This is a genomic window from Stagnihabitans tardus (genome assembly GCF_009925085.1).
GTDB lineage: Bacteria > Pseudomonadota > Alphaproteobacteria > Rhodobacterales > Rhodobacteraceae > Stagnihabitans > Stagnihabitans tardus.
Genome location: NZ_JAABNR010000001.1, coordinates 49348 through 75864, shown reverse-complemented (window position 1 = coordinate 75864; position 26517 = coordinate 49348). Strand labels below are relative to the sequence as shown.

General features: G+C 66.6%; 26 protein-coding genes and 1 tRNA gene. 12 read left to right on the top strand and 15 right to left on the bottom strand.

What is annotated here, in order from left to right:
* Nucleotides 1-7: 7 nt before the first annotated feature.
* Both GV832_RS00380 and GV832_RS00375 read right to left on the bottom strand, forming a co-directional pair.
* On the bottom strand, nt 8-2365 hold the full coding sequence (locus GV832_RS00380; protein ID WP_168772834.1) for a YbcC family protein: 2358 nt from the start codon (nt 2363-2365) through the stop codon (nt 8-10).
* Nucleotides 2366-2381: 16 nt separating this feature from the next.
* Entirely contained in the window at nt 2382-3926 is a 1545-nt protein-coding gene (locus GV832_RS00375; RefSeq protein ID WP_168772833.1) for a proton-conducting transporter transmembrane domain-containing protein, read from the bottom strand.
* A 98-nt stretch (nt 3927-4024) separates the two neighbouring features.
* Here GV832_RS00375 and GV832_RS00370 point away from each other — a divergent pair, with 98 nt between their 5' ends.
* On the top strand, nt 4025-4912 hold the full coding sequence (locus tag GV832_RS00370; protein ID WP_168772832.1) for a LysR family transcriptional regulator: 888 nt from the start codon (nt 4025-4027) through the stop codon (nt 4910-4912).
* 77 nt (nt 4913-4989) lie between these two features.
* Here the strand turns inward: GV832_RS00370 and GV832_RS00365 are convergent, their stop codons facing one another.
* Genes GV832_RS00365 through GV832_RS00345 form a run of 5 tightly spaced genes read right to left on the bottom strand, consistent with a single transcriptional unit; the run spans nt 4990 to nt 8980 of the window.
* A complete protein-coding gene (locus GV832_RS00365) occupies nt 4990-5451 on the bottom strand; it encodes an Lrp/AsnC family transcriptional regulator (protein ID WP_227754154.1) in 462 nt (153 codons plus the stop codon).
* 19 nt (nt 5452-5470) lie between these two features.
* Nucleotides 5471-6187, bottom strand: a complete 717-nt coding sequence (locus GV832_RS00360) for a sulfate/molybdate ABC transporter ATP-binding protein (protein ID WP_168772831.1) — start codon at nt 6185-6187, stop codon at nt 5471-5473.
* A gap of 9 nt (nt 6188-6196) precedes the next feature.
* Entirely contained in the window at nt 6197-7051 is an 855-nt protein-coding gene (cysW, locus tag GV832_RS00355) for a sulfate ABC transporter permease subunit CysW (RefSeq protein WP_168772830.1), read from the bottom strand.
* Nucleotides 7044-7871: a sulfate ABC transporter permease subunit CysT gene (cysT, locus tag GV832_RS00350; RefSeq protein WP_168772829.1), complete on the bottom strand. Its 828-nt coding sequence runs from the start codon at nt 7869-7871 to the stop codon at nt 7044-7046. The genes cysW and cysT overlap by 8 nt, the downstream gene beginning before the upstream one ends.
* Nucleotides 7868-8980, bottom strand: a complete 1113-nt coding sequence (locus GV832_RS00345; protein ID WP_168772828.1) for a sulfate ABC transporter substrate-binding protein — start codon at nt 8978-8980, stop codon at nt 7868-7870. The genes cysT and GV832_RS00345 overlap by 4 nt, the downstream gene beginning before the upstream one ends.
* A 319-nt stretch (nt 8981-9299) precedes the next feature.
* Here GV832_RS00345 and zwf point away from each other — a divergent pair, with 319 nt between their 5' ends.
* From zwf to pgi, 3 genes are read left to right on the top strand one after another with little or no spacing between them, the layout of a single operon-like run.
* Complete coding sequence (zwf, locus tag GV832_RS00340; RefSeq protein ID WP_168772827.1) at nt 9300-10751, top strand: glucose-6-phosphate dehydrogenase; 1452 nt, start codon at nt 9300-9302, stop codon at nt 10749-10751.
* Nucleotides 10748-11416 carry a 6-phosphogluconolactonase gene (gene pgl / locus GV832_RS00335; RefSeq protein ID WP_168772826.1) on the top strand — a complete coding sequence of 223 codons (669 nt, stop codon included), beginning with the start codon at nt 10748-10750 and terminating at the stop codon, nt 11414-11416. Before zwf ends, pgl begins: the two co-directional genes overlap by 4 nt.
* A gap of 1 nt (nt 11417) precedes the next feature.
* Nucleotides 11418-13028, top strand: coding sequence for a glucose-6-phosphate isomerase (gene pgi / locus GV832_RS00330; protein WP_168772825.1), 1611 nt, complete (start codon nt 11418-11420; stop codon nt 13026-13028).
* Nucleotides 13029-13453: 425 nt separating this feature from the next.
* On the opposite strand, the gene GV832_RS00325 is transcribed toward pgi, so the two are convergent.
* From GV832_RS00325 to GV832_RS00315, 3 genes are all read right to left on the bottom strand, one after another.
* Complete coding sequence (locus GV832_RS00325) at nt 13454-13801, bottom strand: RidA family protein (RefSeq protein WP_168772824.1); 348 nt, start codon at nt 13799-13801, stop codon at nt 13454-13456.
* A gap of 108 nt (nt 13802-13909) precedes the next feature.
* Nucleotides 13910-13983, bottom strand: a tRNA-Gly gene (locus GV832_RS00320).
* Between the two features lie 124 nt (nt 13984-14107).
* On the bottom strand, nt 14108-15058 hold the full coding sequence (locus GV832_RS00315) for a M10 family metallopeptidase C-terminal domain-containing protein (protein ID WP_168772823.1): 951 nt from the start codon (nt 15056-15058) through the stop codon (nt 14108-14110).
* 139 nt (nt 15059-15197) lie between these two features.
* Here GV832_RS00315 and GV832_RS00310 point away from each other — a divergent pair, with 139 nt between their 5' ends.
* From GV832_RS00310 to GV832_RS00300, 3 genes are read left to right on the top strand one after another with little or no spacing between them, the layout of a single operon-like run.
* Nucleotides 15198-15572: an NADH:ubiquinone oxidoreductase subunit NDUFA12 gene (locus GV832_RS00310; protein ID WP_168772822.1), complete on the top strand. Its 375-nt coding sequence runs from the start codon at nt 15198-15200 to the stop codon at nt 15570-15572.
* 3 nt (nt 15573-15575) lie between these two features.
* Nucleotides 15576-16040: an outer membrane lipid asymmetry maintenance protein MlaD gene (gene mlaD, locus GV832_RS00305; protein ID WP_168772821.1), complete on the top strand. Its 465-nt coding sequence runs from the start codon at nt 15576-15578 to the stop codon at nt 16038-16040.
* Nucleotides 16037-16411, top strand: coding sequence for a DUF2155 domain-containing protein (locus GV832_RS00300; RefSeq protein ID WP_227754153.1), 375 nt, complete (start codon nt 16037-16039; stop codon nt 16409-16411). The genes mlaD and GV832_RS00300 overlap by 4 nt, the downstream gene beginning before the upstream one ends.
* Here the strand turns inward: GV832_RS00300 and aat are convergent.
* From aat to accB, 3 genes are all read right to left on the bottom strand, one after another.
* Nucleotides 16387-17028, bottom strand: coding sequence for a leucyl/phenylalanyl-tRNA--protein transferase (gene aat, locus GV832_RS00295; RefSeq protein ID WP_168772820.1), 642 nt, complete (start codon nt 17026-17028; stop codon nt 16387-16389). The two genes, GV832_RS00300 and aat, sit on opposite strands and share 25 nt — an antisense overlap.
* A 74-nt stretch (nt 17029-17102) precedes the next feature.
* Nucleotides 17103-18449 carry an acetyl-CoA carboxylase biotin carboxylase subunit gene (accC, locus tag GV832_RS00290; protein WP_168773104.1) on the bottom strand — a complete coding sequence of 449 codons (1347 nt, stop codon included), beginning with the start codon at nt 18447-18449 and terminating at the stop codon, nt 17103-17105.
* An 18-nt stretch (nt 18450-18467) separates the two neighbouring features.
* Nucleotides 18468-18971, bottom strand: coding sequence for an acetyl-CoA carboxylase biotin carboxyl carrier protein (gene accB / locus GV832_RS00285; protein ID WP_168772819.1), 504 nt, complete (start codon nt 18969-18971; stop codon nt 18468-18470).
* A gap of 269 nt (nt 18972-19240) precedes the next feature.
* On the opposite strand from accB, the gene GV832_RS00280 reads away from it, so the two are divergent.
* A complete protein-coding gene (locus GV832_RS00280; protein WP_168773103.1) occupies nt 19241-20527 on the top strand; it encodes an NAD(P)-dependent oxidoreductase in 1287 nt (428 codons plus the stop codon).
* A 24-nt stretch (nt 20528-20551) separates the two neighbouring features.
* Complete coding sequence (preA, locus tag GV832_RS00275) at nt 20552-21847, top strand: NAD-dependent dihydropyrimidine dehydrogenase subunit PreA (protein ID WP_168772818.1); 1296 nt, start codon at nt 20552-20554, stop codon at nt 21845-21847.
* Nucleotides 21848-21958: 111 nt separating this feature from the next.
* Here the strand turns inward: preA and GV832_RS00270 are convergent, their stop codons facing one another.
* A complete protein-coding gene (locus GV832_RS00270) occupies nt 21959-22405 on the bottom strand; it encodes a hypothetical protein (RefSeq protein WP_168772817.1) in 447 nt (148 codons plus the stop codon).
* Nucleotides 22406-22641: 236 nt separating this feature from the next.
* On the opposite strand from GV832_RS00270, the gene GV832_RS00265 reads away from it, so the two are divergent.
* Nucleotides 22642-23640 (top strand): LLM class flavin-dependent oxidoreductase, encoded by a 999-nt coding sequence (locus GV832_RS00265; protein ID WP_168772816.1) that lies wholly within the window; start codon nt 22642-22644, stop codon nt 23638-23640.
* Here the strand turns inward: GV832_RS00265 and GV832_RS21865 are convergent.
* Nucleotides 23630-23998 (bottom strand): hypothetical protein, encoded by a 369-nt coding sequence (locus GV832_RS21865; RefSeq protein WP_227754151.1) that lies wholly within the window; start codon nt 23996-23998, stop codon nt 23630-23632. The two genes, GV832_RS00265 and GV832_RS21865, sit on opposite strands and share 11 nt — an antisense overlap.
* A gap of 137 nt (nt 23999-24135) precedes the next feature.
* Between GV832_RS21865 and GV832_RS00255 the strand changes: the two genes are divergently transcribed.
* Entirely contained in the window at nt 24136-25155 is a 1020-nt protein-coding gene (locus tag GV832_RS00255) for an ATP-binding protein (protein ID WP_168772815.1), read from the top strand.
* A 294-nt stretch (nt 25156-25449) separates the two neighbouring features.
* A complete protein-coding gene (locus GV832_RS00250) occupies nt 25450-26505 on the top strand; it encodes a substrate-binding domain-containing protein (protein WP_168772814.1) in 1056 nt (351 codons plus the stop codon).
* Nucleotides 26506-26517 lie beyond the last annotated feature (12 nt).

Here is a 26517-nt window from a genome sequence, read left to right as displayed (position 1 = left end):
GCCGCGATCAGGTCATTTCCCAAGAGTTTTCCGGATCGGCCCGCTCTCCAAGGTGACGCGCCACGACCCTTCCTTCCTCCAGCGCGAAGAGATGCAGCCAGCCCTTGCCCACCAGATGACCCAGGCCCGGGTGGCGGCGGATCACCTGTGTCATCGCGTCCCGGGGGGCCTCGACGAAGACCGAAAGCCGCAGGGCCTCGTGCTGAGGCGCCGCGCCATCGTGCAGCGCCTGGACCGGAAGGCCCGGGCGCAGGGTTCCGCCATTGCCCTCGATCACCCCGATCCCGCCCACGACATTGTGGATCAGCTTGTTGCCGCCGCCAAAGAGCTGCGGCGCCACGCTGCTCCCATGATATTGCAGGCTGATCCAGCTTGCGACCACGACCGGAGCCGTAAGGATCAGCTCCAGCGTCGCGAAGTCCTTGTCCTTGCGCCAGTCATAGCTGTGCAGGAAGGCCCGGCCCTGCAGGTCGCGCCCCCGCGTCACGCTGCGCGGCGCTGCGATGAAGGCGCTGCACCCCGCAAGGCCCCATTCGGGGCGCTGCTCGGCCCAGTCGCGCGCCCGCCGGTCCGGGCCCGGGCCGGGCAGGCGCCGCGCCCGCTCGGCCCGCGCGATCCCCCCCGCCTTCGCCAGCCAGGCCTCGGCCCTTTGCAGATCGGCCTCATGGTCGGGCGCGGGCCTGTCGCGGTAAAGCTGCACCCGGTCGGTCACCGTGTCATGCAGCCCCGCCACGAAAAGCGTATCCTCTGGCAGCGCCAACCCCAGGGCGGGCAAGCCCGCCCTTGTCTCGGGGTCATTGAGCAGCCCCGCCAGAAGCCGGGCCGAGACCTCTCCGGTCTGCCCGCAACAGGCCCCGCAGTGATAGGCGCTTTCCTGCGGATTGTTGGTCATCCCCGCGCCATGACCCACCAAGAGCACCACCCTTGCATGGCCCTCCGTCAGGCTCATGGCCCGCAGCACCGCCGCCGCCGTCCGGGCCTTTTGCGCGGCGCTCAGCGCGGTCTCGAACCGGGGGTGCGGCCCCGCTGGCAGCGGCGCGCCCCCAAGCCCCAGACCGTCGCGCAAAAGCTTGACCCCATAGGCCGGACCCGCTGCCTCGACGAAGGCAAAGGAGGAAACCGCCGCCTGCCGGAACCGGCCCCAGGCCCGGCTGGCCCGGGCGGCGATCCGGTCGCTGGCCTCGTCGGGGCCATGGCTGGTCGAGACCAGGGCAGGGGACAAAAGAGCGGGCAGATGGGCTTGCAGCGCGTCCGTCCCCCCAGGGCGATGCGCCAGGGGCAGGCCGAAGAACCCCGCAAAGCCCAGGGTCTCGATCCCCGGGTCGCGGGTTTCCAGCGCCCGGCGCAGCACTTCGGACCGCACGTCGATGCAAAAGGCCGCCTGCAGCGCAGGCCGCCCGACAGAGGGCAAGGGCCCCGACAGCACCGAGGCCAGCCGCCGCTGATGCGCCCGCTCGGCCGCCCCCTGCAAGATCACGTCCAGCACCTGGTCGGACGACGGATCGAGGCCCGCGCCATGTTCCGCGACGACGGCCCGCCAATCGCCCGCGACCTCGGGGCAATGGGCCAAAAGCGCCTCCTCCCAGATCAGCCGGATGGCCAGCAGTTCGGTCATCACGGGCAGGGTCTCGCCCGCAAGCTCGGCCTGCCAAAGCTGCCAGCGCCCATGCATCGCCCAGCCGCCCAGGTCCACCAGGAGCCGGTGGAAGCAGGTCTCCGCCGCCTCCGCGCCGATCCCAAGCCGCGCCGAGGCCCGCAGGATCGCCCGCTCGGCCGTGTCCGGCGCCTCGGCCACCTGGGCGCAAAAGCCCCGCAGCCCCGCGATCTCGGGCGTCAGGTCATGGGTCGCCCATTCGACCCAGGCCGCATAGGCCCCCCGCCCCGGACGCGGCGTCCACAGCGCCTGGCCCCGGTCGAAATGCCCCGCCGCCCAAAGCCCGAGGCTGCGGGCGATCAGCGCGGGCCAGTCGCAGCCGGTGACCCTTTCGACCAGGTGGGCCAGGGTCGGCAAGGCCCGCGGCTCGGGCGAGGATGCGTGCATCCGGGCCCGCAGATCGCCAAGGCTCTCCGGCTTGCCCGGCAGGGCCGAAGCCGCCAGCGCCGCCGCCAGGTCCTCATCGCCGATCCGCCCCGCCTGGACCTGCGCCACCAGGTCCGCGCGCGCCTGCGTCACCCGCACCCCCGCCACCCGCGCCAGCCGCGCCGAGGCCTGGGCCAGGCTCTCCTGCACCTGGCCGAGGAAGGGGTTCACCGCCACCGTGGCATCCAGCGGAAAGGCCGGAGGCAGGGCACGCACCGCAGCCTCCGCCGCCCGCAACAGGCTCTGCGCATCGGGTTCGGCGGTCAGGTCATGTTTCAGGAACATCGCGATCTCCGTCGTTTCAGGATTTCATCGGGCTGCGAAAGCCGCCGATCAGGCGGTCCAAGAGCGCATTCAGGTAAAGCCCATTGGCCAGGTGGACCCGCAGCCCCGCCGTCGAGGGGTGATGGGCCCAAAGCGGAAACAGCGCCTGGGCAAAGGCCACCAGGCCAAAGGACAGGACCGCCAGGACGATCAGCGCGCCTTCCAGCGCCCCCACTTGCGGCGCCGGGGGCAGGACCGGCCCCCACAGCATCTCGGCCAGGACCTGGAAGCCGAAATAGGCCAGGGCTGCGGCGAAAGAGGCGGCCAGGGTCCGCCGCGTCAGGGCGCCGGGCGCGGCATCGGCCATGCCCTGGGCGATCAGGTAGGACACGCCGAAGATCAGCATCGCCCCCAGGGCCAGCGCCTGGGGCGACTTCTCTCCGGCCAGCACGGCAAAGCCCGTGGCCACGACCAGGTAAAGCCCCAGCGCCAGGCCAAAGGACTGCGCGACCGCCCGCAGGCCTGGCACCGCCACCGGCCCCGGCTTGCGCTGCGCCGCCACCGTCTGCACCGCCCCGCCCGAGGCGAGGAAGGCATGGGCCTTGTAAAGCGCATGGGCCAGGATGTGCAAAAGCGCCAGCGCCCAAAGTCCAAGCCCGCATTGCAGCAGCATGAAGCCCATCTGCGCCACGGTCGACCAGGCCAGCGCCGTCTTGACCGCGCTTTGCGTCAGCATGACCAGGGCGCCGAACAGCGCGGTGAACCCGCCGAGTATCACAAGGGCCGCCATGACCCCGGGGCTTTGCTGCACCAGCCCCGCCAGCGAGATCAGCATGAAGCCGCCCGCCGCGATGATCCCCGCATGCAACAGGGCCGAGACCGGGGTCGGCGCCTCCATCACCTCGGTCAGCCAGCCATGCAGCGGAAAACTCGCGGTCTTCAGCACCGCCGCAAGCGCCAGAAGCCACAGCCCCGGCACTGCCGCGCCCTCCAGCTCTGCCACCCGGTTCAGGCCCGCGATCTCGACCGTGCCTGTGCCCAGTCCCAAGAGCCCGATGGCCATCGCCAGCGCCACATCGCCCGCCGCCCAGACCCGGATGAACTTGGCCGCCGCCCGCTGCGCCTCTGGCCGCTCGGGGTAGAACAAGAGAAGCTGGCGCAGAACCAGCGCCAGGGCCACGAAGCCCGCAAGGACCAGGGGCAGGTTGGCGGCCTGGATCACGACCATGACCGAAGCGATGGCCGCAAGCGTCAGGGCATGGAACCGCCCCTCCCGCGCCTCGCCATCCATCGCGCGACGGGCAAAGCGCAGGACGATCCAGCCGGTGAACCCCACCAGCACCGACAGCGCTCCGCTGATCGCATCCAGCCGCATGAGCGCAATTCCAAAGGGGGCAAGTTCCAGCGGGCCCCGCAGCACAAGCTGCCCAAGCCCCGCAAGGCCCAAGGTCAAGGAGGCCAGGCCAGCGATCTCGGCGACAAGCGGCAAGGCCCCCGGACGCCGCCCCGGACGGCGCATCAGGCCCCAGGCTGCGACAGCCAGGATCAGCGGGGCCAGGGCAGGCAGGGGAAGGTTCTCCATCGCGGTCTCCGGTTATGACAGGACAGCGGCAACCTAGGGCTTGTGATGCTTTCAGAAAATTACATATATTGCGGGAAATCGTTCTGTGTGGTGGATGAATGGCCCAGCTGAACCTGCATCACCTGCGGCTTTTCCGCGCCGTGGCCAGCGATGGCACCCTGACCGGGGCCGCGCGGGGGCTGAACCTGTCGCAATCCGCGCTTTCGACCCAGATCCGCGCGCTCGAGGCGGCCCTGGGTCAGGACCTCTTCGAAAGGCGTGGCAGGGGCCTCGTGCTGACCGAGGCCGGGCGCATCGCGCTCGACCATGCCGAGGCGATCTTCCGCACCGCCGAGGATCTTTCGGCCACGCTGCGCGAGACGGGACGGGCGCGGCGCGCGCTGCGGGTGGGGGCGCTTGCCACCCTGTCGCGCAACTTTCAAATCCAGTTCCTGCAGCCCCTGATCGGCCGCCCCGATGTCGAGGTCGTGCTGCGCTCGGGCTCTCAGGACGAGCTTCTGCGCGGGCTGGATGGCCTGGCGCTGGACGTGATCCTGACCAATCTCGCCCCGGCGCGGGACGCCTCCAGCCCCTGGCTGATCCACCGGCTGGACGAACAGCCCATCGGCCTGATCGGCACGCCCGAACGCGTGGGCCCCGCGCGTGTTGGCCCCGTGCCCCGCGACCTGGCACGGCTGCTGGCCAGCCAGCCCCTGATCGTCCCGACCCGCGAGACGGGCCTGCGCGCCGCCTTCGACGCGCTTGCCGCAAGGCTCGGCGTCGCGCCGATCTTCGCGGCCGAGGTCGACGACATGGCGATGATCCGTCTTCTGGCCCGCGCCAATGCAGGCCTCGCCATCATCCCGCCCATCGTCGTGCGCGACGAATTGCAGGCGGGCTCCCTCGTCGAGGCCTCGCGGCTCGAAGGCATAAGCGAGACCTTCTATGCCGTCACCCGGGAGCGGCGCTTTCCCAACCCCCTGCTGGCCGAGGTTCTCCCCGCCTGAGCCGGTTGGGGCGCCAGCCCCAGAGGCGAGGCAAAGGAATGAGGGCGCCTCTGCGCCCTCTCCTCTGCCTTCAGGGGTCAAAGCGGCAGATGGGTCTTGCGGTGCAGGGCCTCCATCACGAAACGCGACCGCACGCCCTTCAGCGGCACCTTGTCGGTCAGGCGCTGATAGACCGCGTCATAAGCGGGCATGTCGGGCACCACGATGCGCAGCATATAGTCGGACTGGCCGCCCAGGCGCAGGACCTCCATCACCTCGGGGAAGGAGGTGACGGTGGCCAGGAAGCGGTCGCGCCATTCAGGCGTGTGGTCCATGGCCTCGACCTCGGTCAGGACGGTGAGGCCCAGGCCCACGGCGCCCGGATCGACCAGGGCGACGCGGCCGGTGATGATCCCCTGCGCCTCCAGCTTCTGCACGCGCTTCCAGCAGGGGGTCTGCGACAGGCCGACACGGTCGGCCAGCTGCGCGATGGGCAAGGTCGCATCGCGCATCAGCTGCGTCAGGATCTTGCGGTCGATCTGGTCAAGGGCCTTGGTCATCACATGCACATTCATGATTTCATGCCGATATGAAGCTGCGGACGAAGTCGCTTGCCGGGCGGGCGCGGATGTCCTGGGGGCGGCCGATCTGCTCGATCCGGCCCATGGACATGACGACCACCAGGTCGGCGAGCTCCATGGCCTCGTCCTGGTCATGGGTGACGAAGACCGTGGTCAGGCCGGTCGTGTCATGGATATCGCGCAGCCCCTGGCGCAGCTCCTTGCGGACCTTGGCATCCAGGGCGCCAAAGGGCTCGTCCAGAAGCAGCATCCGGGGCTCGATGGCGAGCGCCCGGGCCAGGGCCACGCGCTGACGCTGGCCGCCCGAGAGCTGGGTCGGATAGCGCTTGCCGATGTCGGGAAGCTGGATCAGCTCCAGGAGGCGCGTGACGCGGCGGGTGATCTCGGCCTCGGCGGGGCGCTGGCGACCGCGGGCCCGCAGGCCATAGGCGATGTTTTCAAAGACCGTCATATGGCGGAACAGCGCATAGGACTGGAAGACAAAACCCGCCCGGCGTTCCTGCACCGTCAGGCCCGTGGCGTCCTGGCCGTCAAACAGCACCCGGCCGGTGTCAGGGAACTCCAGCCCGCCCAGGATGCGCAGCAGCGTGGTCTTGCCCGAGCCGGACGGCCCCAGGAGCGCCACCAGCGCCCCCGAGGGCAGGGCGAGCGAGACCGGATGCAGGGCCGCCGTCGCGCCGAAGAGCTTCGAGATTTCGTCGATGTCGATTTGCATGGGGAGACCTCAGTGGCGACGGTTGGCGGCAAGCTGGCTGGCATAGCGCCATTCCAACAGGGTTTTCAGCGCGAGGGTGACAAGGGCCAGGAGGGCCAGGACAGCGGCCATCGAAAAGGCCGCGACCGATTGGTACTCGTTGTAAAGCATCTCGATGGAGATCGGCATCGTCGCGGTCAGGCCCCGGATCTTGCCCGAGACGACGGCCACGGCGCCGAATTCCCCCATGGCGCGGGCGTTGCAGAGGAGAACGCCATACAGAAGCGCCCAGCGGATATTGGGCAGGGTGACGGTGAAGAAAACCCGCCATCCCGATGCGCCCAGGGTCAGGGCGGCCTCTTCCTCGGAGCGGCCCTGTTCGATCATCACCGGGATGATCTCACGGGCGACGAAGGGGAAGGTCACGAACATCGAGGCCAGGATGATGCCGGGCAGGGCGAAGACCACGGGGAAACCATTGGCCACCAGCCAGCCGCCGAAGGCCGAATTGGCGCCGAAGGTCAGGACGATGCAAAGACCCGCGACGACCGGAGAGACCGAGAAGGGAATGTCGATCAGCGTCAGCAGGAGCGCCTTGCCCTTGAACTGGAACTTGGTGATCGTCCAGGCGGCGGCGATCCCGAAGATGGCGTTCAAGGGCACCGAGACGGCGGCCACGATCAGCGTCAGCCGGATCGCGTCCACCGCCTCGGGATGCGAGAGGCTTTCAAGCGCGACGGGCAGGCCATCGGTCAGGGCCTCGGCAAAGACCGTGATCAGCGGCGCGCCGACCAGAAGTGCCATGGCCAGGACGGCGAAACCGATCAGCGCGGCCCGGACCGGCCGGGGTTCAGAGGTCACATGCGAGATGACGGTGTCAGACATGTCCAATCCTCCGGCGGCTGATGATCTGGACGAGGTTGATGATGAGCAAAAGCCCGAAGGAGATGGCCAGCATGGCGATGCCGATGGCAGCGGCGGCGGGGTCGTCGTATTCCTCGAGCTTGATCACGATCAAAAGCGGCGCGATCTCGGTCTTGAAGGGCAGGTTGCCCGCGATGAAGATGACCGAGCCATATTCGCCGACCGCCCGGGCCAGCGAGAGGCCAAAGCCGGTCAGGGCGGCGGGCATCAAGAGCGGCAGGATGACCCGGCGGATGGTGTAGAACCGCGAGGCGCCGAGGGTCGCCGAGGCCTCCTCGACCTCGCGCTCGATTTCCTCGACCACGGGCTGGACGGTGCGGGTGACGAAGGGCAGGCCGACGAAGATCAGGGCGATCAGGATGCCCCATTGGGTATAGGCGATCTTGACGCCCATTTCCTTGAAAAGGCTGCCAAAGGCGCCGTTCGGGGCGTAAAGCGCGGTCAGCGCGATGCCCGCGACGGCGGTGGGCAGGGCGAAGGGCAGATCGACCGCCGCGTCCAGGATGCGCCGCCCCGGGAAGCGGTAGCGCGTCAGGACCCAGGCCAAGACCAGGCCAAGCCCGAGATTGATCACGGCGGCGATCAGCGACAGGCGGAAGGACAGCCAAAGCGATGCCGCCACGCGCGGCGAGGTCGCAGAGCCCCAAAGCGCGGGCAGGCCAGCCGAAAAGCCCTCGACGAAGAGGGCCACGATGGGGATCAGCACGACGATGGACAGCATCGTCAGTGTGACCCCCAGGCCGAGCGCGAAGCCCGGCATGGGGGAACGTTGAACGATCATTGCGCGGTGTAGATCTGGTCGAAGATGCCGCCATCGGCGAAGTGGGTCTTCTGCGCTTGCGCCCAGCCGCCAAAGTCGGCGATGGTGGCCAGGTCAAGCTGCGGGAAGCGCGCCACGTCGGCCGGATCGGCCTTGGACGTGTCCCAGCCGCGGTAGAAGTTCTTGAAGATGATGGCCTGGGCTTCCGGGGTATAGAGGAAGTTCAGATAGGCCTCGGCCAGGGGGCGCTGTTCGGGCGTCACATTGGCATCGACCACCGCGACCGGCGGCTCGGCCAGGATCGAGACCGAGGGGACGACGATGTCATATTGATCATCGCCCAATTCCTTCAGCGCCAGGTAAGCCTCGTTCTCCCAGGCCAGGAGCACGTCGCCGATCTCGCGCTGGGTGAAGGTCGTGGTCGAATCCCGCGCGCCTTTGTCCAGCACCGGCACATGGGTATAGAGCGCCTTGACGAATTCCTGCGGGTCCTGGCCGTTCTTCTGCGCCCAGGCCCAGGCGGCCAGGTAGTTCCAGCGCGCCCCGCCCGAGGTCTTGGGGTTCGGCGTGATCACCTCGACGCCATCCGCCACCAGGTCGCCCCAGTCCTTGATCCCCTTGGGGTTCCCCTCGCGCACCAGGAAGACGATGGTCGAGGTATAGGGCGAGGAGTTGTGCGGCAACTTGGACTGCCAATCCTTGGCCAGCTTGCCCTCCTTGGCGATCTTGTCGATATCGGCGGCGAGCGCCAGGGTCACGACCTGGGCATTCAGCCCCTCGATCACCGCGCGGGCCTGGGAGCCCGAACCGCCATGGCTCGCCTGGATTTCCGGCTTCGGATTGCCCTGGGCTTCCCACCAGGTGGCAAAGGCCGCGTCGATCTCGGCATAAAGCTCGCGGGTCGGGTCATAGCTGACGTTCAACAGCGCTTCGGCCTCGGCCTGGGGGGCCGCAACGAGGCTTGCCAGCCCCAGAACCAGCGCCGCCACACCCGTGCGCAGGTGGCGCAGGACCGGCCAGCCGGTCAGGTGGCGCGCGCCGGTCGAGATGGTGACGCGGCCGTCGGGGCGCTCGGCCACCTTGTCGCCTTGGGCCGTGACGGTGCCCGCCAGGATGATGGTCGTCAGCATGATCTTCTCCATGGAAACGTGTCAGAGATTCGCCTTGCGGCGTATTCCTGAAATGTCCACCAAGTTTGTCGTGTTTAGCAAGAGAAGAATATCGTCTATTTTTGTCGTGATTAGAGAATATCTCTCTCCGCAAGCCCGCGCTGGGGGAAGGACAGGGCGGATCGTCGCCCTTGTGCCCTGCCTGGACGTTAGACCGGGCTTAACTTCGCCCGCGTAATCCATTGCTTTCGCCCCGGGCATGGTCTTGCTAGACAGGACGGGCAATCGGGGTTAAAACGGTGTCCGTTAGCGCTAACGGCGTCAGGCAAGCGAGGTTCGGATGGTCTCCCGCGTCATTCCAGTGGATAATTTCGACCTGGTGATCTTTGGGGGCACGGGCGACCTTGCCCGCCGCAAGATCTTTCCGGGTCTCTACCGTCGCTTCCTGGCGGGGCAGATGAATGTCGACAGCCGGATCATCGGCGCGGCCCGTGCCAAGTATTCCGACGACGAATTCCGCGCCTTCATCGAGGCGGCGCTGGTCGAATTCGTCGCCAAGGACCGCCAGGACCCCGCGCAGATCGCGGCCTTCCTCGCGCGGCTGCATTATGTCGCGGTCGATGCCAAGGAAGAGGGCGGCTGGGAGCTTCTGAAATCCACCCTCCGCCAAAACGTGGTGCGGGCGTTTTACTTCTCCGTCGCGCCCTCGATCTTCCCCGACCTGGCGGAACGGCTCCATTCCCACGGCATCACCGACGCCTGGTCGCGCATCGTGGTGGAAAAGCCCTTTGGCCGCGACCTGGCCTCGGCCCGCGCCTTGAACGAGGTGCTGGCCAAGTATTTCACCGAGGCGCAAATCTACCGCATCGACCACTATCTCGGCAAAGAGACGGTGCAGAACCTGATGGCGGTGCGCTTCGCCAATATCCTCTTCGAGCCGATCTGGAAGGCGCAATACATCGACCACGTGCAGATCACGGTGGGCGAGACCGTGTCGGTCAACGGTCGCGGCGCCTATTACGACAAGTCGGGCGCGATGCGGGACATGGTGCAAAACCACCTGATGCAGCTTCTGTGCCTGATCGCGATGGAGCCGCCCTATCACTTCGACCCCGACGCCGTGCGGGATGAAAAGGTCAAGGTCATCCGGGCGCTTCAGCCGGTTCCGCCGCAGAACATCGTCCGGGGCCAGTATCTCGCGGGCAATGGCGAGGGCGGCTACCTGGAACATTGCGAGGATGCGAATTCCAAGACCGAATCCTATATCGCGATGAAGGTGGAGATTGCGAACTGGCGCTGGAAGGGCACGCCCTTCTACCTGCGCACGGGGAAAAGGCTGCGGGCGCGCAGCTCGGAGATTGCCATCCACTTCAAGGAACCCCCGCATTCGATCTTCGACGGCGAGAAGGGCTGGAAGGAAAACGTCCTCGTCATCCGGCTGCAGCCGAATGAAGGCATGAACCTGATGGTGATGATCAAGGAGCCCGGCCCCGGCGGCATGCGCCTGATGCAGGTGCCCTTGGACATGACCTTCGCCGATGCGCTCGGGGTCGAGGCCGAGGATGTGCCGGACGCCTATGAGCGCCTGATCATGGACGTGATCCGGGGCAACCAGACGCTCTTCATGCGCGGCGACGAGGTCGAGGCCGCCTGGGCCTGGACCGATCCGATCATCAACGGCTGGGAATCGCGCGGCGACAAGCCCCAGGGGTATGACCCGGGCTCTTCGGGCCCCGAGGATGCCCTGATGCTGATGCACCGCGACGGCCGCCGCTGGCGGGAAATCAAATGAGCTTCAAGGAGTATCCTTCCCGCGAGGCCCTGATGGCGGGCCTTGGCCAGACCATCGCAGGCGAACTCCGCGCCGCGCTCTCCAAGGGGGCGGCCACGCTCTCGGTCCCCGGTGGCACGACGCCCGGGCCCATCTTCGATGCGCTGGCCCAAGAAGATCTCGATTGGCCCCGCGTCGCCGTCATGCTGAACGATGAGCGCTGGGTGGGCGAAGAGTCCTCCCGCTCCAACACGCGGCTCCTGAAGGAACGCCTTTTGGTGGCCAAAGCCGCCCGGGCCCGCCTGGTACCACTTTATGCGCCCACCGAGACGCCGGAAGAGTCCCTGGACAAGCTGGCCGAGGGCATAATCCCCCATCTGCCGATCACCAGCCTGCTTCTGGGAATGGGCGCCGATATGCACACGGCGAGCCTTTTCCCCGGCGCCGACAAGCTCGCCCAGGCCTTGGCGGGCAATGCCCCCGTCCTGATGGCCCTGCGGGCCGAGGCCGCCGGAGAGCCCCGCATCACCCTGACGGCGCCGGTCCTAAAACAGGCGCGTCACATCCACATCTTGATCACCGGGCCGGAAAAGCTTGACGCCTATCAGCGCGCCCTGACCCTTTCGCCGACGGAGGCCCCCGTGGCCGCCGTCCTCCCCCAAGCCACTGTTCACTGGGCCGCCTGACATGACCAAGTTTCAGCCGCTTCTCGACCACCACGCCAAGGTGGCCTCCCGCCCGATCCTGAGCCTCTTCGGCCATGGCGCCCAGAACCACCGCGCGCAGAATTTCTCGGTCAGCGCCGATGGCATGATCTTCGACTATTCGAAAACCAATATCGACGAGACGGGCCTGGGGCTTCTCCTCGCGCTGGCCGAGGATGCGGGCCTGCAAGCCAAGCGCGCCGCGATGTTCGGCGGGGAAAAGATCAACGAGACCGAGGGCCGCGCCGTCCTGCACACCGCGCTCCGGGCGGGGGATCAGGCCGTGGTGACGGTCGATGGGAAAGACGTCTTGCCCGAGGTCCGCGCGGTCCGCGCCCGGATGTATGACTTCGTCCGCGCCGTGCGCGACGGGTCCTTCAAGGGGCAGGGGGGCGCGATCACCGATGTGGTGAACATCGGCATCGGCGGCAGCGACCTCGGCCCCGCCATGGCGACGATTGCGCTCTCGCCCTATGCCAATGGCCCGCGCCTGCATTACGTGTCGAATGTCGACGGCGCCCATATCGCCGATACGCTGAAGGGTCTTGATCCGACGACGACCCTGGTGATCGTGGCCTCCAAGACCTTCACCACGATCGAGACCATGACCAATGCCAATACCGCCAAGGCCTGGATGGCCAAGGCGGTGGCGAACCCTGCCGCACAGTTCTGTGCTGTCTCGACGGCCCTGGACAAGACCACGGCCTATGGCATCGACCCCGCCCGGGTCTTCGGGTTTGAGGACTGGGTCGGTGGCCGCTATTCGATGTGGGGCCCCATCGGCCTCGGCATCGCGCTTGCCGTGGGGCCGGAGGCCTTCGACGCCTTCCTCGCCGGTGGCCGCGCCATGGACGACCATTTCCGCACCGCGCCGCTCGCCCGCAACATGCCCGTGCTTCTGGCGCTGGTGGGGCTCTGGCACAATCAGGTCTGCGGCCATGCGACCCGCGCCGTGCTGCCCTATGACCAGCGCCTGTCGCGCCTGCCCGCCTATCTCCAGCAGCTGGAGATGGAGAGCAACGGCAAGCGCGTGTCGATGGATGGCGCGGACCTGCCTTATGCCTCGGGCCCCGTGGTCTGGGGTGAGCCCGGGACCAATGGCCAGCACGCCTTCTACCAGCTGATCCACCAGGGCACCCGCGTGGTTCCTTGCGAGTTCCTGGTGGCCAAGAAGGGCCACGAGCCCGAGCTGGCGCATCAGCATCTCCTCCTGGTGTCGAACTGCCTGGCGCAGTCCGAGGCGCTTCTGCGCGGCCGCTCGCTGGAGGAGGCCACGGCGATCATGGCGAAAAAGGGCCTGACCGGGGCCGAGCTGGAACGCCAGGCCCGCCACCGCGTCTTCCCGGGCAACCGCCCCTCGACGACCCTGGCCTATGAGCAACTGACGCCCTTCACGCTCGGCCAGATCATCGCGCTTTACGAACACCGGGTCTTTGTCGAGGGCGTGATCCTCGGCATCAACTCCTATGACCAATGGGGGGTGGAACTCGGCAAGGAGCTGGCGCTGGCCCTGCAACCCATGCTGGAAGGCCGCGCGGGGACCGAAGGCAAGGACGGCTCGACCGCCGCCCTGGTCGCCTGGGCCCGCAGCTGATCCAAAGGAGAGGGCCCCAAGGGGCCCTCACTGTTTCATCTCGCCTCTGGGCCTGCGGCCCAACCGGCTCGGCGCATTGCCTCCGGCGGGGATATTTGGTTCCGTGTGAAAGGTCAGGAGCGGCTGTGCTTTTGACCTCGCCGCGAACTCGGATCTGACACAAGACCTCTCCCCAGATCCGTCTTTCATACTTGCACAAATATCCCACGGGGGTGCGGGGGTGTGAAACCCCCGCTTCTTGCAACGGGTGCGGAGGTGTGAAACTCCCGCTCTTCGGGCGGGTGCGGGGCGCCCGTCTCGGGCGCGCCACCATCGGAATCCCCCATGAAAAAGCGCGCCGCGGAGATCCGGGCGCGCTTTGGCTTTCAATTTGGCCCAAATACCCCCCGGGGGGGTAAGGGGGGCAGGCAGCCCCCCTGCGACCGTCACGCCAGGGCGGCGGTGACGATGATCTCGACCAGGTATTTCGGAGCGGCCAATTTCGCCTCTCCCGTCGCGCGCGCGGGGGTGTGGCCCGCCGGGACCCATTGATCCCAGACCGCGTTCATCTCGGCAAAGGTCGAGATATCGGCCAGCCAGATCTGCGTCGACAGGATCCGGGTCTTGTCGGTGCCGGCCTCGGCCAGGATGCGGTCGACCTGCGCCAGGCAATCGCGGGTCTGTTCGGCCACCGAGGCGCCCTCGCCGACCTGGCCCGCCAGCCAGACCACGCCATTGTAGCACACCGCTTCCGACATCCGCGCGCCAACGCCGATCCGCTTGATTTCGCTCATCTCAAATCTCCCGTGATGGATGGGGGCTGACTAGCCGAAAGGGCGAGAAAGGGCAACGGGCGCCTGCATGGCAGGACCAAATCGCATCGGTTTCTGACGGGGGAAGCTTGGAGCGGGTGAAGGGAATCGAACCCTCGTATTCAGCTTGGGAAGCTGCTGCTCTGCCATTGAGCTACACCCGCAATGAGCGCAGAGCTACAGTCCTGCCCTTGCTTCGTCAAGCGGTTGGAACGGGGTCAGCGCAGAAATTCCTGTGCCTGCGCCTAGGCAAGGGGGGCCGAGAGCCCCCCTCTTTGGCGTCAAGGATCAGCTTTGGCTCAGCAGGTCGATCAGGAAGTTCGCCGCGGTCAGGTGATGCGTCCCGCCCAGTTGCAGCGTCAGGTCGGCCTGGCCATTGCCATCGATATCCAGCAGGACGAAGAGCTTTTTCGCCTGCTGGCGCAGGACGATCTCGCCCGCCTCGCCGTGGAAGCCCATCGTGTCGCTGATATGCAACCTGTCCGAGAGGGCGGTGAAGTCGATCACATCGGCCGCATCGTTGAAATAGCGGATTCGGTCCTGCGCGGCCCTGGTGCTGTCGGAGGCCGCCTCATAGACGAAGACATCCGCCCCCGAGCCCGCCATCAGAAGATCAGCCCCCGCGCCGCCGGTGATCGTGTCAGACCCGCCCCCCGAGGAGATCGTGTCGCGGCCAAGCCCGCCCTCGATCTGGTTGTTGCCCGATCCTCCCGAGACCTGGTCATCGCCATCCCCGGAAAGGATCACGTCATTGCCTGCCCGGGCGAAGATCGTGTCGGCCCCGTCGCCGCCCAGAAGCCGGTCCGTGCCATAGCCCCCCGTCAGCGTGAATCCGGTCAAGGCCGAGACCTGGTAGACCGCCACGCTGTTCGTGGCCACATTGTCGGGGATGTCGTTCCAATGCCCATTGGTGTAGATCTCGCCATTGTCTTCGATGCCGAAGTTGTTGGGCTCGCCCGTGTACCAATTCTGGTAGTCAGAGACCCAGGTGCCATCCACCCAGGCCCAGCCGCCGCCGGGCTCCTCGACGCCTGCGCCCTCCTGGTAAAGCCCGATCCAGGCCTTGCCCGACAGGACCGTCATCACCGCATCCTGTTCGGCCTGGTTCTGGATGCAGGCGAGCAGCCAGCCAGGGCCGCGTGCGACACCAAGGGCATTGGCCTGGTTCCAGGTCAGGTTGTCATCATATTGGACATTGACGAAAATCTTGTCCGCCTCGCGGACCATGGTCAAATACATTGCTTTCTCCTGCGTCAAATCCTTTGGAATTTCCCAATCCATGCCGATGCTTGCCGATTCTGTCAAAGGCTGCGGTATCGGGCTCTGGACCTTGGCCCGGCTTTCCGGCATATCTTGCGGCAGATTACGGAGAGGCTCCATGAACTTCATCAAGCGCCTGCTGACCTGGTGGAACGGCCAGACCCTGAACACCCAAGTTTTCACCGCCCGCCATGGCGTGAAGGTGGGCGAAGACGCCGAGGGCAACATCTATTACCAAAGCCGCGATGCCAAGAAGCGCTGGGTGATCTACAACGGCGAGATGGAAGCCTCGCGCGTGGGGCCCGACTGGCATGGCTGGCTGCACCACACCTGGGACGAGCCGCCGACCAAGGCGCCCTTGAAGCACAAGGCCTGGGAAGCGCCTCACCTGGAAAACCTGACCGGGACCCAGGCGGCTTACGCGCCGCCCGGCTCGATCCGCAAGGGCCAGGCCGTGGCCCGCGCCGATTACGACGCCTGGTCGCCGGAGTAAGTCATGGCCGAGAACCGGGTGGAAATCGCGGCCGGAGCCCTGGTTCTGGTCCTTGCCCTGGGCTTCGCGGCCTATGCGGGCAAGGGCATGGGGCTGGCCGATGGCGGCGACAGCTATGAGCTGCGCGCCTCGTTCCGCTCGATCCAGGGCGTGGGCCTGGGGTCGGATGTCAAGCTGGCAGGCGTCAAGGTCGGCACCCTGAGCGAGCTGACGCTCAACCCCGAGACCTATATGGCCGATGCGGTCATCACCGTGGACCGCTCGGTCCAACTGCCCAGCGACAGTGCGATCCTGATCTCCTCCGAGGGGCTTCTGGGCGGCAATTACATCGAGCTGCAGCCCGGCGGCATGCCCGATTACCTCGCCCCCGGCGATGAGATCGAGGATACCCAAGGCGCGGTCTCGCTGATTTCCTTGCTGATGAAATTCGTCAGCTCCAAGGCCGACAGCGGAAGCACCGGCAATTGATCCGCGCGGCGCTTCTCCTGGCCCTGCTGGCAGGGCCCGCGCTGGCCGAGACCAAGCAGGCTTCGGGGGGCACGCTGCGGGTTCTGGATCGGCTGTCGGACAAGGTCGAGGACATCCATCTCGACACGGGCACGGCGGGGCCGGTCGGGCGGCTGACCCTGGCGCTGGACGATTGCCGCTATCCGGAGGGCGAGCCTGCGGGCTCCATCGCCCATCTGACCATCATCGATGGCGAGAATGCGGTCTTCAAGGGCTGGATGTTGGCGGCAAGCCCGGCGCTGAATGCGCTGGACCATCCGCGCTTTGACGTCTGGCTCTTGCAATGCGACGCGCCCGCGGCCGAGGCTCAGCCCGAGGCCGAAGGCGGCTGAAGGATTTCGGGCTGCGGGTCTGCGGGATATCCCATCGGGTGAAAGCTGGCGGGCAGGGGCAGGGCCTCTGACAGGCGTGTCTCATAGACCCGGCGCGGGACCTCCACGGCGCCAAGGCTGGCCAGGTGGTCGGTCAGGAATTGCGTATCAAACAGCCGGAAACCCCCGGCCCGCAAGCGGTGCATCAGGAAGGCCAGCGCCATCTTCGACCCATTGACCTGGGCCGAGAACATGCTTTCCCCGAAAAACGCCCCTCCCAAGGCCACGCCATAGACCCCGCCCGCCAGGGTCTCGCCCTCCCAGACCTCCAGGCTATGGGCATGGCCCATCTGGTGCAGGCCGCGATAGGCCGCAAAGATCGCCGGGTTGATCCAGGTCTCGGGCCGGTCGGCGCAAGCCCGCACCACGGCGTCGAAAGCGGTGTTGACCGTGACGCGGGGGCGCAGCCGCTTCATGTGGCGCATCAGGCTGCGCGAGATGTGGAAGCCGTCGATGGGCAGGATGCCGCGCCGCTCGGCCGTGACCCAGCGGACCTCCATGGCCTCGCGGCTCTCGGCCATGGGAAAGATCCCCATCGCATAGGCGCGCAGCAGGATTTCGGGGCTGAGGGCAAGCATCTGGACGGAACCCGTAGCCCGGGGGGCACCCCGGGATTTGAAAAGGGCCGCCCCCTGCGGGACGGCCCCAAGTCTCAGCCATAGGTCTTGGCGAGCCACTTTTCCAGCCAGTGGATGTTGTAATCCCCCGACTGGATGGCCGGATCGTCCAGAAGCGCGTCAAAGAGCGGCATCGTCGTCTCGATCCCGTCGATGATCAGCTCCGACAGGGCGCGGCGCAGACGGGCCAGGGCCTCGGGCCGGTCGCGGCCATGGACGATCAGCTTGCCGATGAGGCTGTCGTAATAGGGCGGGATGGAATAGCCGCCGTAAAGCGCCGAATCCATCCGCACGCCAAGCCCGCCCGGCGCGTGGAAGACCTTGACCTTGCCCGGACGCGGGGCGAAGTCGGGGAGACGTTCCGCGTTGATCCGCACCTCGATGGCATGGCCATTGATGACCAGGTCGTCCTGGGTGAAGGACATCTCCAGCCCGGCGGCCACCCGGATCTGCTCGCGCACCAGGTCCACGCCGAAGATGGCCTCGGTCACCGGATGTTCGACCTGAAGACGGGTGTTCATCTCGATGAAATAGAACTCGCCGTTTTCATAGAGGAACTCGATGGTCCCCGCGCCGATATAGTTGATCTTGGCCACGGCCTCGGCGCAGACCTTGCCGATGGCGGCACGCTGCGCGGGGGTGATGACGGGGCCGGGGGCCTCTTCAAAGACCTTCTGGTGGCGGCGCTGCAAGGAGCAATCGCGTTCCCCAAGATGGACGGCCTTGCCCTTGCCATCGCCAAAGACCTGGATTTCGATATGACGTGGGGTCTGGAGATATTTCTCCATATAGACCTCGTCATTGCCGAAAGCGGCCTTCGACTCGCTGCGCGCCGTGCGGAAGGCCACTTCCAGCTCGGAAGGGTTCTGCGCGACCTTCATGCCGCGCCCACCGCCGCCCGCCGTCGCCTTGATGATGACCGGATAGCCGATTTCCTCGGCGACCTTCAGCGCGGTTTCCGTATCGGGCACGCCACCATCCGAGCCCGGGACGACCGGGATGCCCAGCGCCTTGGCGGTCTCTTTCGCGGTGATCTTGTCGCCCATGATGCGGATGTGCTCCGCATTCGGCCCGATGAAGGTGATGCCGTGGTCCTGCAAAGCCTGCGCAAAGGAGGCGTTTTCCGACAGGAAGCCATAGCCCGGATGGACCGCTTGCGCCCCCGTGATCTCGCAGGCCGAGATGATCGCCGCCTTGTTCAGGTAGCTTTGCGTCGAGGACGCAGGCCCGATGCAAACCGACTCATCGGCCAGCCGCACATGCATGGCATCCGAGTCGGCGGTGGAATGGACCGCGACCGATTTGATCCCCATTTCGCGGCAGGCGCGGATGACGCGCAGCGCAATCTCGCCGCGGTTGGCGATCAGGATCTTGTCAAAGATGGGTTGAGCCATGAAGCCTCACTCGACGATCATCAGGGGCGCGCCATATTCGACGGCCTGGCCGTCGCTGGCGAGGATGCGCTTGACCGTCCCGGCGCGGGGCGCGGGGATGTGGTTCATGGTCTTCATCGCCTCGATGATCAGCACGGTCTGACCCTCGGCGACCTGGGAGCCCACGGTGACGAAGGGCGTGGCACCGGGTTCGGCCGCGAGGTAAACGGTGCCCACCATGGGCGAGGTCACGGCGCCCGGGTGTTGGGCGGGGTCTTCGGGCAGGGCCACTGCGGCCGGAGCGGCGGCGGCGGGGGCAGCGGCAGGCGCCGCAGCGGCGACGGGGGCCGGGGCATAGGAGACCGGGGCCGCCTGGATCACCTGCGGCGGCTTCTTGACGACCTTGACGTCAAGGCTGTCCTTTTCGCCATATTCGCGCTTGACCGCGATCTCGGTGAGGTCGTTCTTGTTCAGAAGCTCGGCCAGCGCGGCGATGAAAGTGACATCCGCATCGGGGGAATTCTTGCTCATGCAGTCCTCTTTAGCCTGTGTTGTTGTGCGGTCCCGGCGAGCCTTTCCGGTCCAATTCGGACCCCGGTATAGCGCGGGCCTGCTCAAAGGGAAAGCATCCCGTTACCGCAAGCGGCCAAGGCCGGGCCGCAAAAATTTCCGGCGAATGCTTCCGACGCGGGCGGGGCGCGCGGTTTTTTCGCTGCCGATGAAATTTACCGTTTGATAAAAAATCTCAACCGTGCATTCTGATCCCCAAGAGCCAGCAACTGGCCAGCTTAGGAGGTATGATGACGAATTCTCCCCTGACACCGGGGATCGCGGCGGCACGCCTCGACCCCGCCACGATCCAGGCCAATTTCGCCGACCACATCCCGGCCTTCGACGCCCATGAGGCGCGGGTGGCGGCGGACCGCTGTTATTTCTGCCATGATGCGCCCTGCATGACGGCCTGTCCGACCTCGATCGACATTCCGCTCTTCATCCGCCAGATCGCCACCGGCACGCCGGATGCGGCGGCCAGGACGATCCTGGCGCAGAACATCATGGGCGGCATGTGTGCCCGCGTTTGCCCGACCGAGACGCTCTGCGAAGAGGTCTGCGTGCGTGAAGTGGCCGAGGGCAAGCCGGTCGAGATCGGGCGGCTGCAGCGCTTTGCCACCGATGGGCTGATGGCCAAGGGGGTGCATCCCTTCACCCGGGCCGCCCCGACGGGCAAGCGGGTCGCCGTGGTGGGCGCCGGCCCTGCGGGGCTTTCGGCCGCGCATCGCCTGGCGATGAAGGGCCATGAGGTGACGGTCTTTGAACGCAAGGCCAAGCTTGGCGGGCTGAACGAATATGGGCTGGCCGCCTACAAGACGACCGAGGATTTCGCGGCCAGGGAAATCGACTGGCTCTTGCAGATCGGCGGGATCACGGTGAAGACCGGGGTGACGCTGGGGGTCGATGTGACCCTGGCGGGCCTGGAGGCCGATTACGACGCTGTCTTCCTGGGGATCGGTCTGGCCGGGGTGAACGCCTTGAACGCTCCGGGTGAGGCGCTTTCGGGCGTCATGAACGCCGTCGATTTCATCGCGGGCCTGCGGCAGGCGGACCTTGCGACGGTCGCGGTGGGCCGCGATGTCGTGGTGATCGGCGGCGGCATGACGGCGGTCGATGCCGCCGTCCAGTCCAAGCTTCTGGGCGCCGAGAATGTGACCATGGTCTATCGCGGTCCCAAGGAGCGGATGAGCGCCTCGCTTTACGAGCAGGAGCATGCGACCTCGGCCGGGGTGAAGATCATCTACGGCGCCGCTCCGGTGCGGATGATCGGCCAAGGCAAGGTGGAGGGCGTTGAGTTCACCAAGGGCGGCGAGAGCTTCACGCTCAAGGCCGACCAGGTCTTCAAGGCCATCGGCCAGGCGCTGGAAGGGGCCCCCATCGCGCAGGAGGGCAAGAAGCTCGCCAAGCGTGCGGGCAAGGTCTGGGCGGGCGGTGATTGTGCCTCGGGGGGCGAGGACCTGACCGTCACCGCCGTGGCCGAGGGGCGCGATGCGGCCGAGGAAATCCACGCGGTGTTGATGGGGGCGGTGCGCTGAAGCGCACCCTACGAGGTAACGGAAATGGCAAATCTTTCGTCTGATTTCATCGGCATCAAATCCCCCAACCCCTTCTGGCTGGCCTCCGCGCCGCCGACCGACAAGGCCTATAACGTCGAGCGCGCCTATGAGGCGGGCTGGGGCGGGGTGGTCTGGAAGACCCTCGGGAGCGAAGGGCCTCCGGTCGTCAACGTCTCGGGCCCGCGTTACGGCGCGATCTGGGGGGCGGATCGCAGGCTCCTGGGCCTCAACAACATCGAGCTGATCACCGACCGCCCGCTGCAGGTGAACCTCGACGAGATCAAGATGGTCAAGCGCAAGTGGCGCGACCGGGCCCTGGTGATCTCGCTGATGGTGCCCTGTGACGAGGAGTCCTGGAAGGACATCCTCCACCGCATCGAGGATACCGAGGCCGATGGGGTGGAGCTGAACTTCGGCTGTCCGCATGGCATGGCCGAACGCGGCATGGGAAGCGCGGTGGGCCAGGTGCCGGAATATATCGAGATGGTCACGCGCTGGGTGAAGAAACACTCCCGCATGCCCTGTATCGTGAAGCTGACGCCCAATATCAGCGATATCCGCAAGCCCGCCGAGGCCGCGCATCGGGGCGGCGCCGATGCGGTCTCGCTGATCAACACGATCAACTCGATCACCTCCGTCGACCTGGACCTCTTTGCGCCTCAGCCCACCATCGACGGCAAGGGCACCCATGGCGGCTATTGCGGCCCCGCCGTGAAGCCCATTGCGCTGAACATGGTGGCCGAGATCGCGCGCAACCCCTTGACCCGCGGGTTGCCGATCTCCGGCATCGGCGGCGTCACGACCTGGCGCGACGCGGCAGAGTTCCTGGCCCTTGGCGCCGGCAATGTGCAGGTCTGCACGGCGGCCATGACCTATGGCTTCAAGGTCGTGCAGGAGATGATCTCGGGCCTGTCGGAATACCTGGACGACAAGGGGATCGCGCTCTCCGACCTCGTGGGCCGCGCCACGCCCAATGTCACCGACTGGCAGTTCCTGAACCTGAACTACGTCACCAAGGCGCAGATCAACCAGGACGACTGCATCAAGTGCGGGCGCTGCTATGCGGCCTGCGAGGACACCTCGCACCAGGCCATCGCCATGAGCCCGGACCGGACCTTCACGGTCAAGGACGAGGAATGCGTCGCCTGCAACCTCTGCGTCAATGTCTGCCCGGTGGACAATTGCATCACCATGGTCGAGATGCCCAAAGGCGCCACCGACCCCCGCACGGGCCGCCAGGTGGGCGATTATGCCAACTGGACGACCCATCCGAACAACCCCTCGGTGGCGGCGGAGTAACCGGGCGGCGAACCCGGGGTATACCCCGGGCTACGCGGTGGACACAGAGCGCCGGGAAAGACAGGGGCGCTCTCATGCAGCTTGCGTAGCCCGGGGTATACCCCGGGTTCCCTAATCGACAGCGCAGGTCTCGGACGTGAGATAGGCATCGGTCTGCTGCAACTCCGTGCCCGTCCAATGCCAGAACAGGAGGCAACGGGGCTTGCCCGACGTGGTGAAACCTGTCGGACCCTCGAAGACCAGGTCGCCCTTCTCCAGCCAGGCAGCCGAGCCCGGCGGGGTGGAGAGCGCAGGGTCCGTGACCCTCCAGTTCCCCCCGTCCTGCACCAGGATCAGGGTCGGGCAATTCTGCACGCCGCAGCCGCCCACCAGCCAAAGGAACGCCGCCCCACCGTCCGGGAACATCTGCACCTCGGTCGCCTCGCAGAACTCCTCCGCCTTGCAGGTCGCCTCGGCCAAAGACTCCACCTCTGGTGGGGGCGCTTGGGCCTCCCCCAAGGCGGGCGCGGCGGTCAGGAGGGCGGCGAAGATGGCGAAACGCGGGAAGGATGGGCGCATGGGGGCTCCGTTCTTCGGCACCCTGATCCGCCAAGGCCAAGCCCGTCAAGGCCGCGCCTCTTCCCCTTTCAGCTTGGCACAAATATTCCACGGGAGGGTCTGGGAGGGTGTGAAACCCTCCCGGGGGTTCGGCAAGAGACCGGCCTGCGCGGGGAAATCGCCGCCCGCTCCCCGGCAGGTCTTCCCTTGCATCCGCGCGCAATAGGCATATCTCCGGACTGAAAGGGGTCCTTTCCATGCGCTATTCCCTCCTCGACCTCGCCCCCGTGGCCGAGGGCCAGACCGCGGCCCAGGCCCTGGCCCAAACCGCCGACCTTGCCCAACATGCCGAAGTCTGGGGATACCACCGCTTCTGGCTGGCCGAGCATCACGGCATGCCCGGCATCGCCTCAGCCGCCACCGCCGTCGTCATCGGCCATGTCGCGGCGGCCACCAAGCATATCCGCGTCGGCGCGGGGGGCATCATGCTGCCCAACCACGCGCCCTATGTCATCGCCGAGCAATTCGGCACGCTCGAGGCGCTTTACCCCGGCCGCATCGATCTTGGCCTTGGCCGCGCGCCCGGAACCGATGGCGCCACGGCAAGGGCCCTCCGCCGCGCCATGGACCCCGATGATTTCCCGCAAGACGTGGTCGAGCTCTTGCACTACCTGGACGACCCGCACCCCGAGGCCCGCATCCATGCCTTCCCCGGAGAGGGTGCCAAGGTGCCGCTCTATATCCTCGGCTCCTCGACCTATGGCGCCCAGGTCGCGGCGCATCTGGGCCTGCCTTACGCCTTTGCCAGCCACTTCGCCCCTTTCCAGCTGGACGAGGCCTTCTACCTTTACCGCACCCATTTCCGCCCTTCGCAATGGCTGAGCGCGCCCCATGCCATGATGGCCATCGGGCTTTGCGCCGCCGAGACCGATGCGCAGGCCCAGTTCCTGCGCTCCTCCCAGCTCCTGGCCTTTGCGCGGCTGCGCCAGGGGCGGCCCGGGCGGCTTCCGGCGCCGACCCATGATCTCTCCGAGATCCCCGCCTCCCAGAGGGCCGAGGTCGAAAAGGTCCTGGGCTGCTCTGCCGTGGGATCCGATGAGACGATCAGGGCGCGGCTGGCCGAGCTCATCGCCCGTCACCGCCCCGACGAGGTCATCCTGACCGGCATGACCCATTCCCACGAAGCCCGGCTCGACAGCTTTCGCCGTGGCGCGCGGGCGATGCAGGAGCTTGGCGCCGAGGCCGCTATGGCGTGACCAGGGTCAGCCGGTCACCCGGCCCAGCGCCGCGCAACTCGCGCTCGACCAGGGTCGGTTTCGGCAGGGGCGGGGCGATTACCACGATCTTGCCCGCATAGCGCAGCGCCTCGAGCTGCTCGACCACGGTCATTGCATCGCAACTGCCGGTGAACAGCGGCAGGACGATGCGGTCAGGGCGCAACTCGGCCAAGAGTGCCGCCGAAAGGTCGCTGCTGGGGCGCATCACGGCATGGGTCAGCGGGATCGGCCCCTTGGGCGCCAAGAGCTCCTGGCAATCCAGGGCCAGAACGCGCTCTTCCCGCAGGGCGGGAAGTTCGGCAAGTCTTGGATAAAGGACGACGGGGGGCTTGGTCATGGTCGAATCATCTTGTGGCTCGGGAAGTTTCAACCTGCGGTCACAAAACTTCCATGCTTTGGTCGCTACAGGCGAAATGAACCGCTCAACTGGGCTTCACAAGTCACAATAGTTTAACGAACGGAAAGTAAAAAACCATGCCGAACGAGGCCTTCCTGCGCGAATTTCTGGCCGCAATGCCCGATCCTGCGCTGCTTGTCGGTCGGGATGAGCGGCTGGTGGGGGCCAATCCGGCAGCCGAAGCGCTTTTGGGCGCGGGGATCGCCGGGCGCCACCAGGCCTTCGTGCTGCGCCACCCCGAGATTCTCACGGCCATCGCCGAGGCCTGGGCTGGCCGCCGGTCCGAGGCGCGCCACGTGATTCCCCGCGCCAGTCACGAGGTCATCCACCGCATGACGGCGGCCAAGGTTGGGGATTTCGTGCTTTGCACCTTCCAGGACCTGACCGACCGCGAGCGCATGGACCAGATGCGCCGCGATTTCGTCGCCAATGTCAGCCATGAGCTGCGCACCCCCCTGACCTCGGTCCTGGGCTTCATCGAGACCCTGCGCGGCCCCGCGCGCGAGGATGCCGCCGCCCGCGACCGGTTCCTCGCCATCATGCAGACCGAGGCCGAGCGCATGGTCCGCCTGGTGCGCGACCTTCTGAACCTGTCACGCGTCGAGACGAAAGAGCGCCAGCGACCGACCGACCGCCATGACGTGACGCTGTTGATCCGTTCCGCCGCCCATTCCCTGCGCCCCCAGGCCGAGACTGCGCGGGTCAAGCTGGACCTTCAGGGCTTCGACCAGCCGATCGAGATCGCGGTGGACCCCGACCAGATCACCCAGGTGGCCACCAACCTGATCGAGAATGCGATCAAGTATGGCGGGGCGGACAAGGTGGTGACCGCGCGCCTGGCCGTGGAGGAGGGGCCGCGCCGGCCGCTCCTGCGTTTTGCGGTGACCGACCAGGGCGAGGGCATCGAATCGCACCACCTGCCGCGCCTGGCCGAGCGATTCTACCGCGTCGACAGCCACCGCTCTCGCGAGAAGGGCGGCACGGGGCTTGGCCTGGCCATCGTCAAGCACATCGCCCATCGCCACGGCGGCAAGCTGGTGATCGAAAGCGAGATCGGACGGGGCTCGACCTTTACCCTGCTCTTGCCGATGGGCTGAGGGGGGCGCCAGGCCCCCGGGCCTTTCATGCGCCCAGGTTTGCAAGGCCCTGAAGCCCTCCCGCGATTGCCGCGCCTTTTCCACATGTTCCAGGATCTTCCCGGATCGGGTCTCGCCCCCTGGCCGGTTCCATCAGGCCGGGCCTGTCACGGACCTTGCCCCGGGGTGACAAAATCCGGGCCGGGGCAGGGCGCTGTCATGAGACTGTTACAAATCCGTCGCAAAAGCGCAGTCGAGGCGCATTAGACGGGCCTCAACGGTGACACACGGTCACCGGATCACTTGGAGATGCTCATGTCTTTCACCAAAGTTTCCGTCTCGGCCCTGGCGATCCTCGCGGCCTCGACCGTCGTGGCTTCGGCCCGTGACCAGCTGCAGATCGCTGGGTCCTCGACCGTTCTGCCCTATGCGACCATCGTCGCCGAAGCCTTCGGCGAGCAGGGCAGCTTCCCGACCCCGGTGGTCGAGGGTGGCGGTTCGGGCGCGGGCCGTGCGGCCCTGTGCAAGGGCGTCGGCGAAGACACGATCGACATCGCCAACTCCTCCTCCAAGATCAAGCAGTCGGACATCGACACCTGCGCCGCCAATGGCGTGACCGACATCATGGAAATCCGCATCGGCTATGACGGCATCGTCTTCGCCTCGGACATCGCTGGCCCCGACTTCGCCCTGACCCCGGCGGCCGTCTACTCGGCCATCGGCGCCAAGGTTGCCAAGGACGGCGCCCTGGCTGACAACGCCGCCAAGACCTGGACCGATGTGGACGCCGCTTTCCCGGCGCAAGACATCCTGATGCTGATCCCCGGCTCCAAGCACGGCACGCGCGAAGTCTTCGACATCAAGCTCCTGGAAGAAGGCTGCAAGGCCACCGGCGCCTATGACCTCTACCTCGCCACGGCCGAAGGCGCCGACGACAAGGAAAAGGGCGCCAATGCGCTGAAGGCCTGCCACACCCTGCGCACCGATGGTGTCCAGGTCGAGATCGACGGCGACTATACCGAGACCCTCTCGCGCCTGGATGCCAACAAGCAGGCCGTCGGCGTCTTCGGTCTCTCGTTCTACGAGAACAACACCGACAAGCTGAAGGTCGCCACGATCAACGGTGTGGTCCCCTCGGTCGAGACCATCGCTTCGGGTGACTACCCGGTGTCGCGCCCGCTCTTCATGTATGTGAAGAAGCAGCATATCGGCGTGATCCCCGGCCTGAAGGAATATCTCCAGTTCTTCCTGTCCGAGGACATGGTCGGCGCTGATGGCGCCCTGGTGGCCTATGGCCTGGTCGCGGATCCGGAAGTCGAGAAGGTTCGCGCCATGATCGACGCCGAAGAAGTGATGGCTCCGCTGCAATAAGACCCTGGCGGG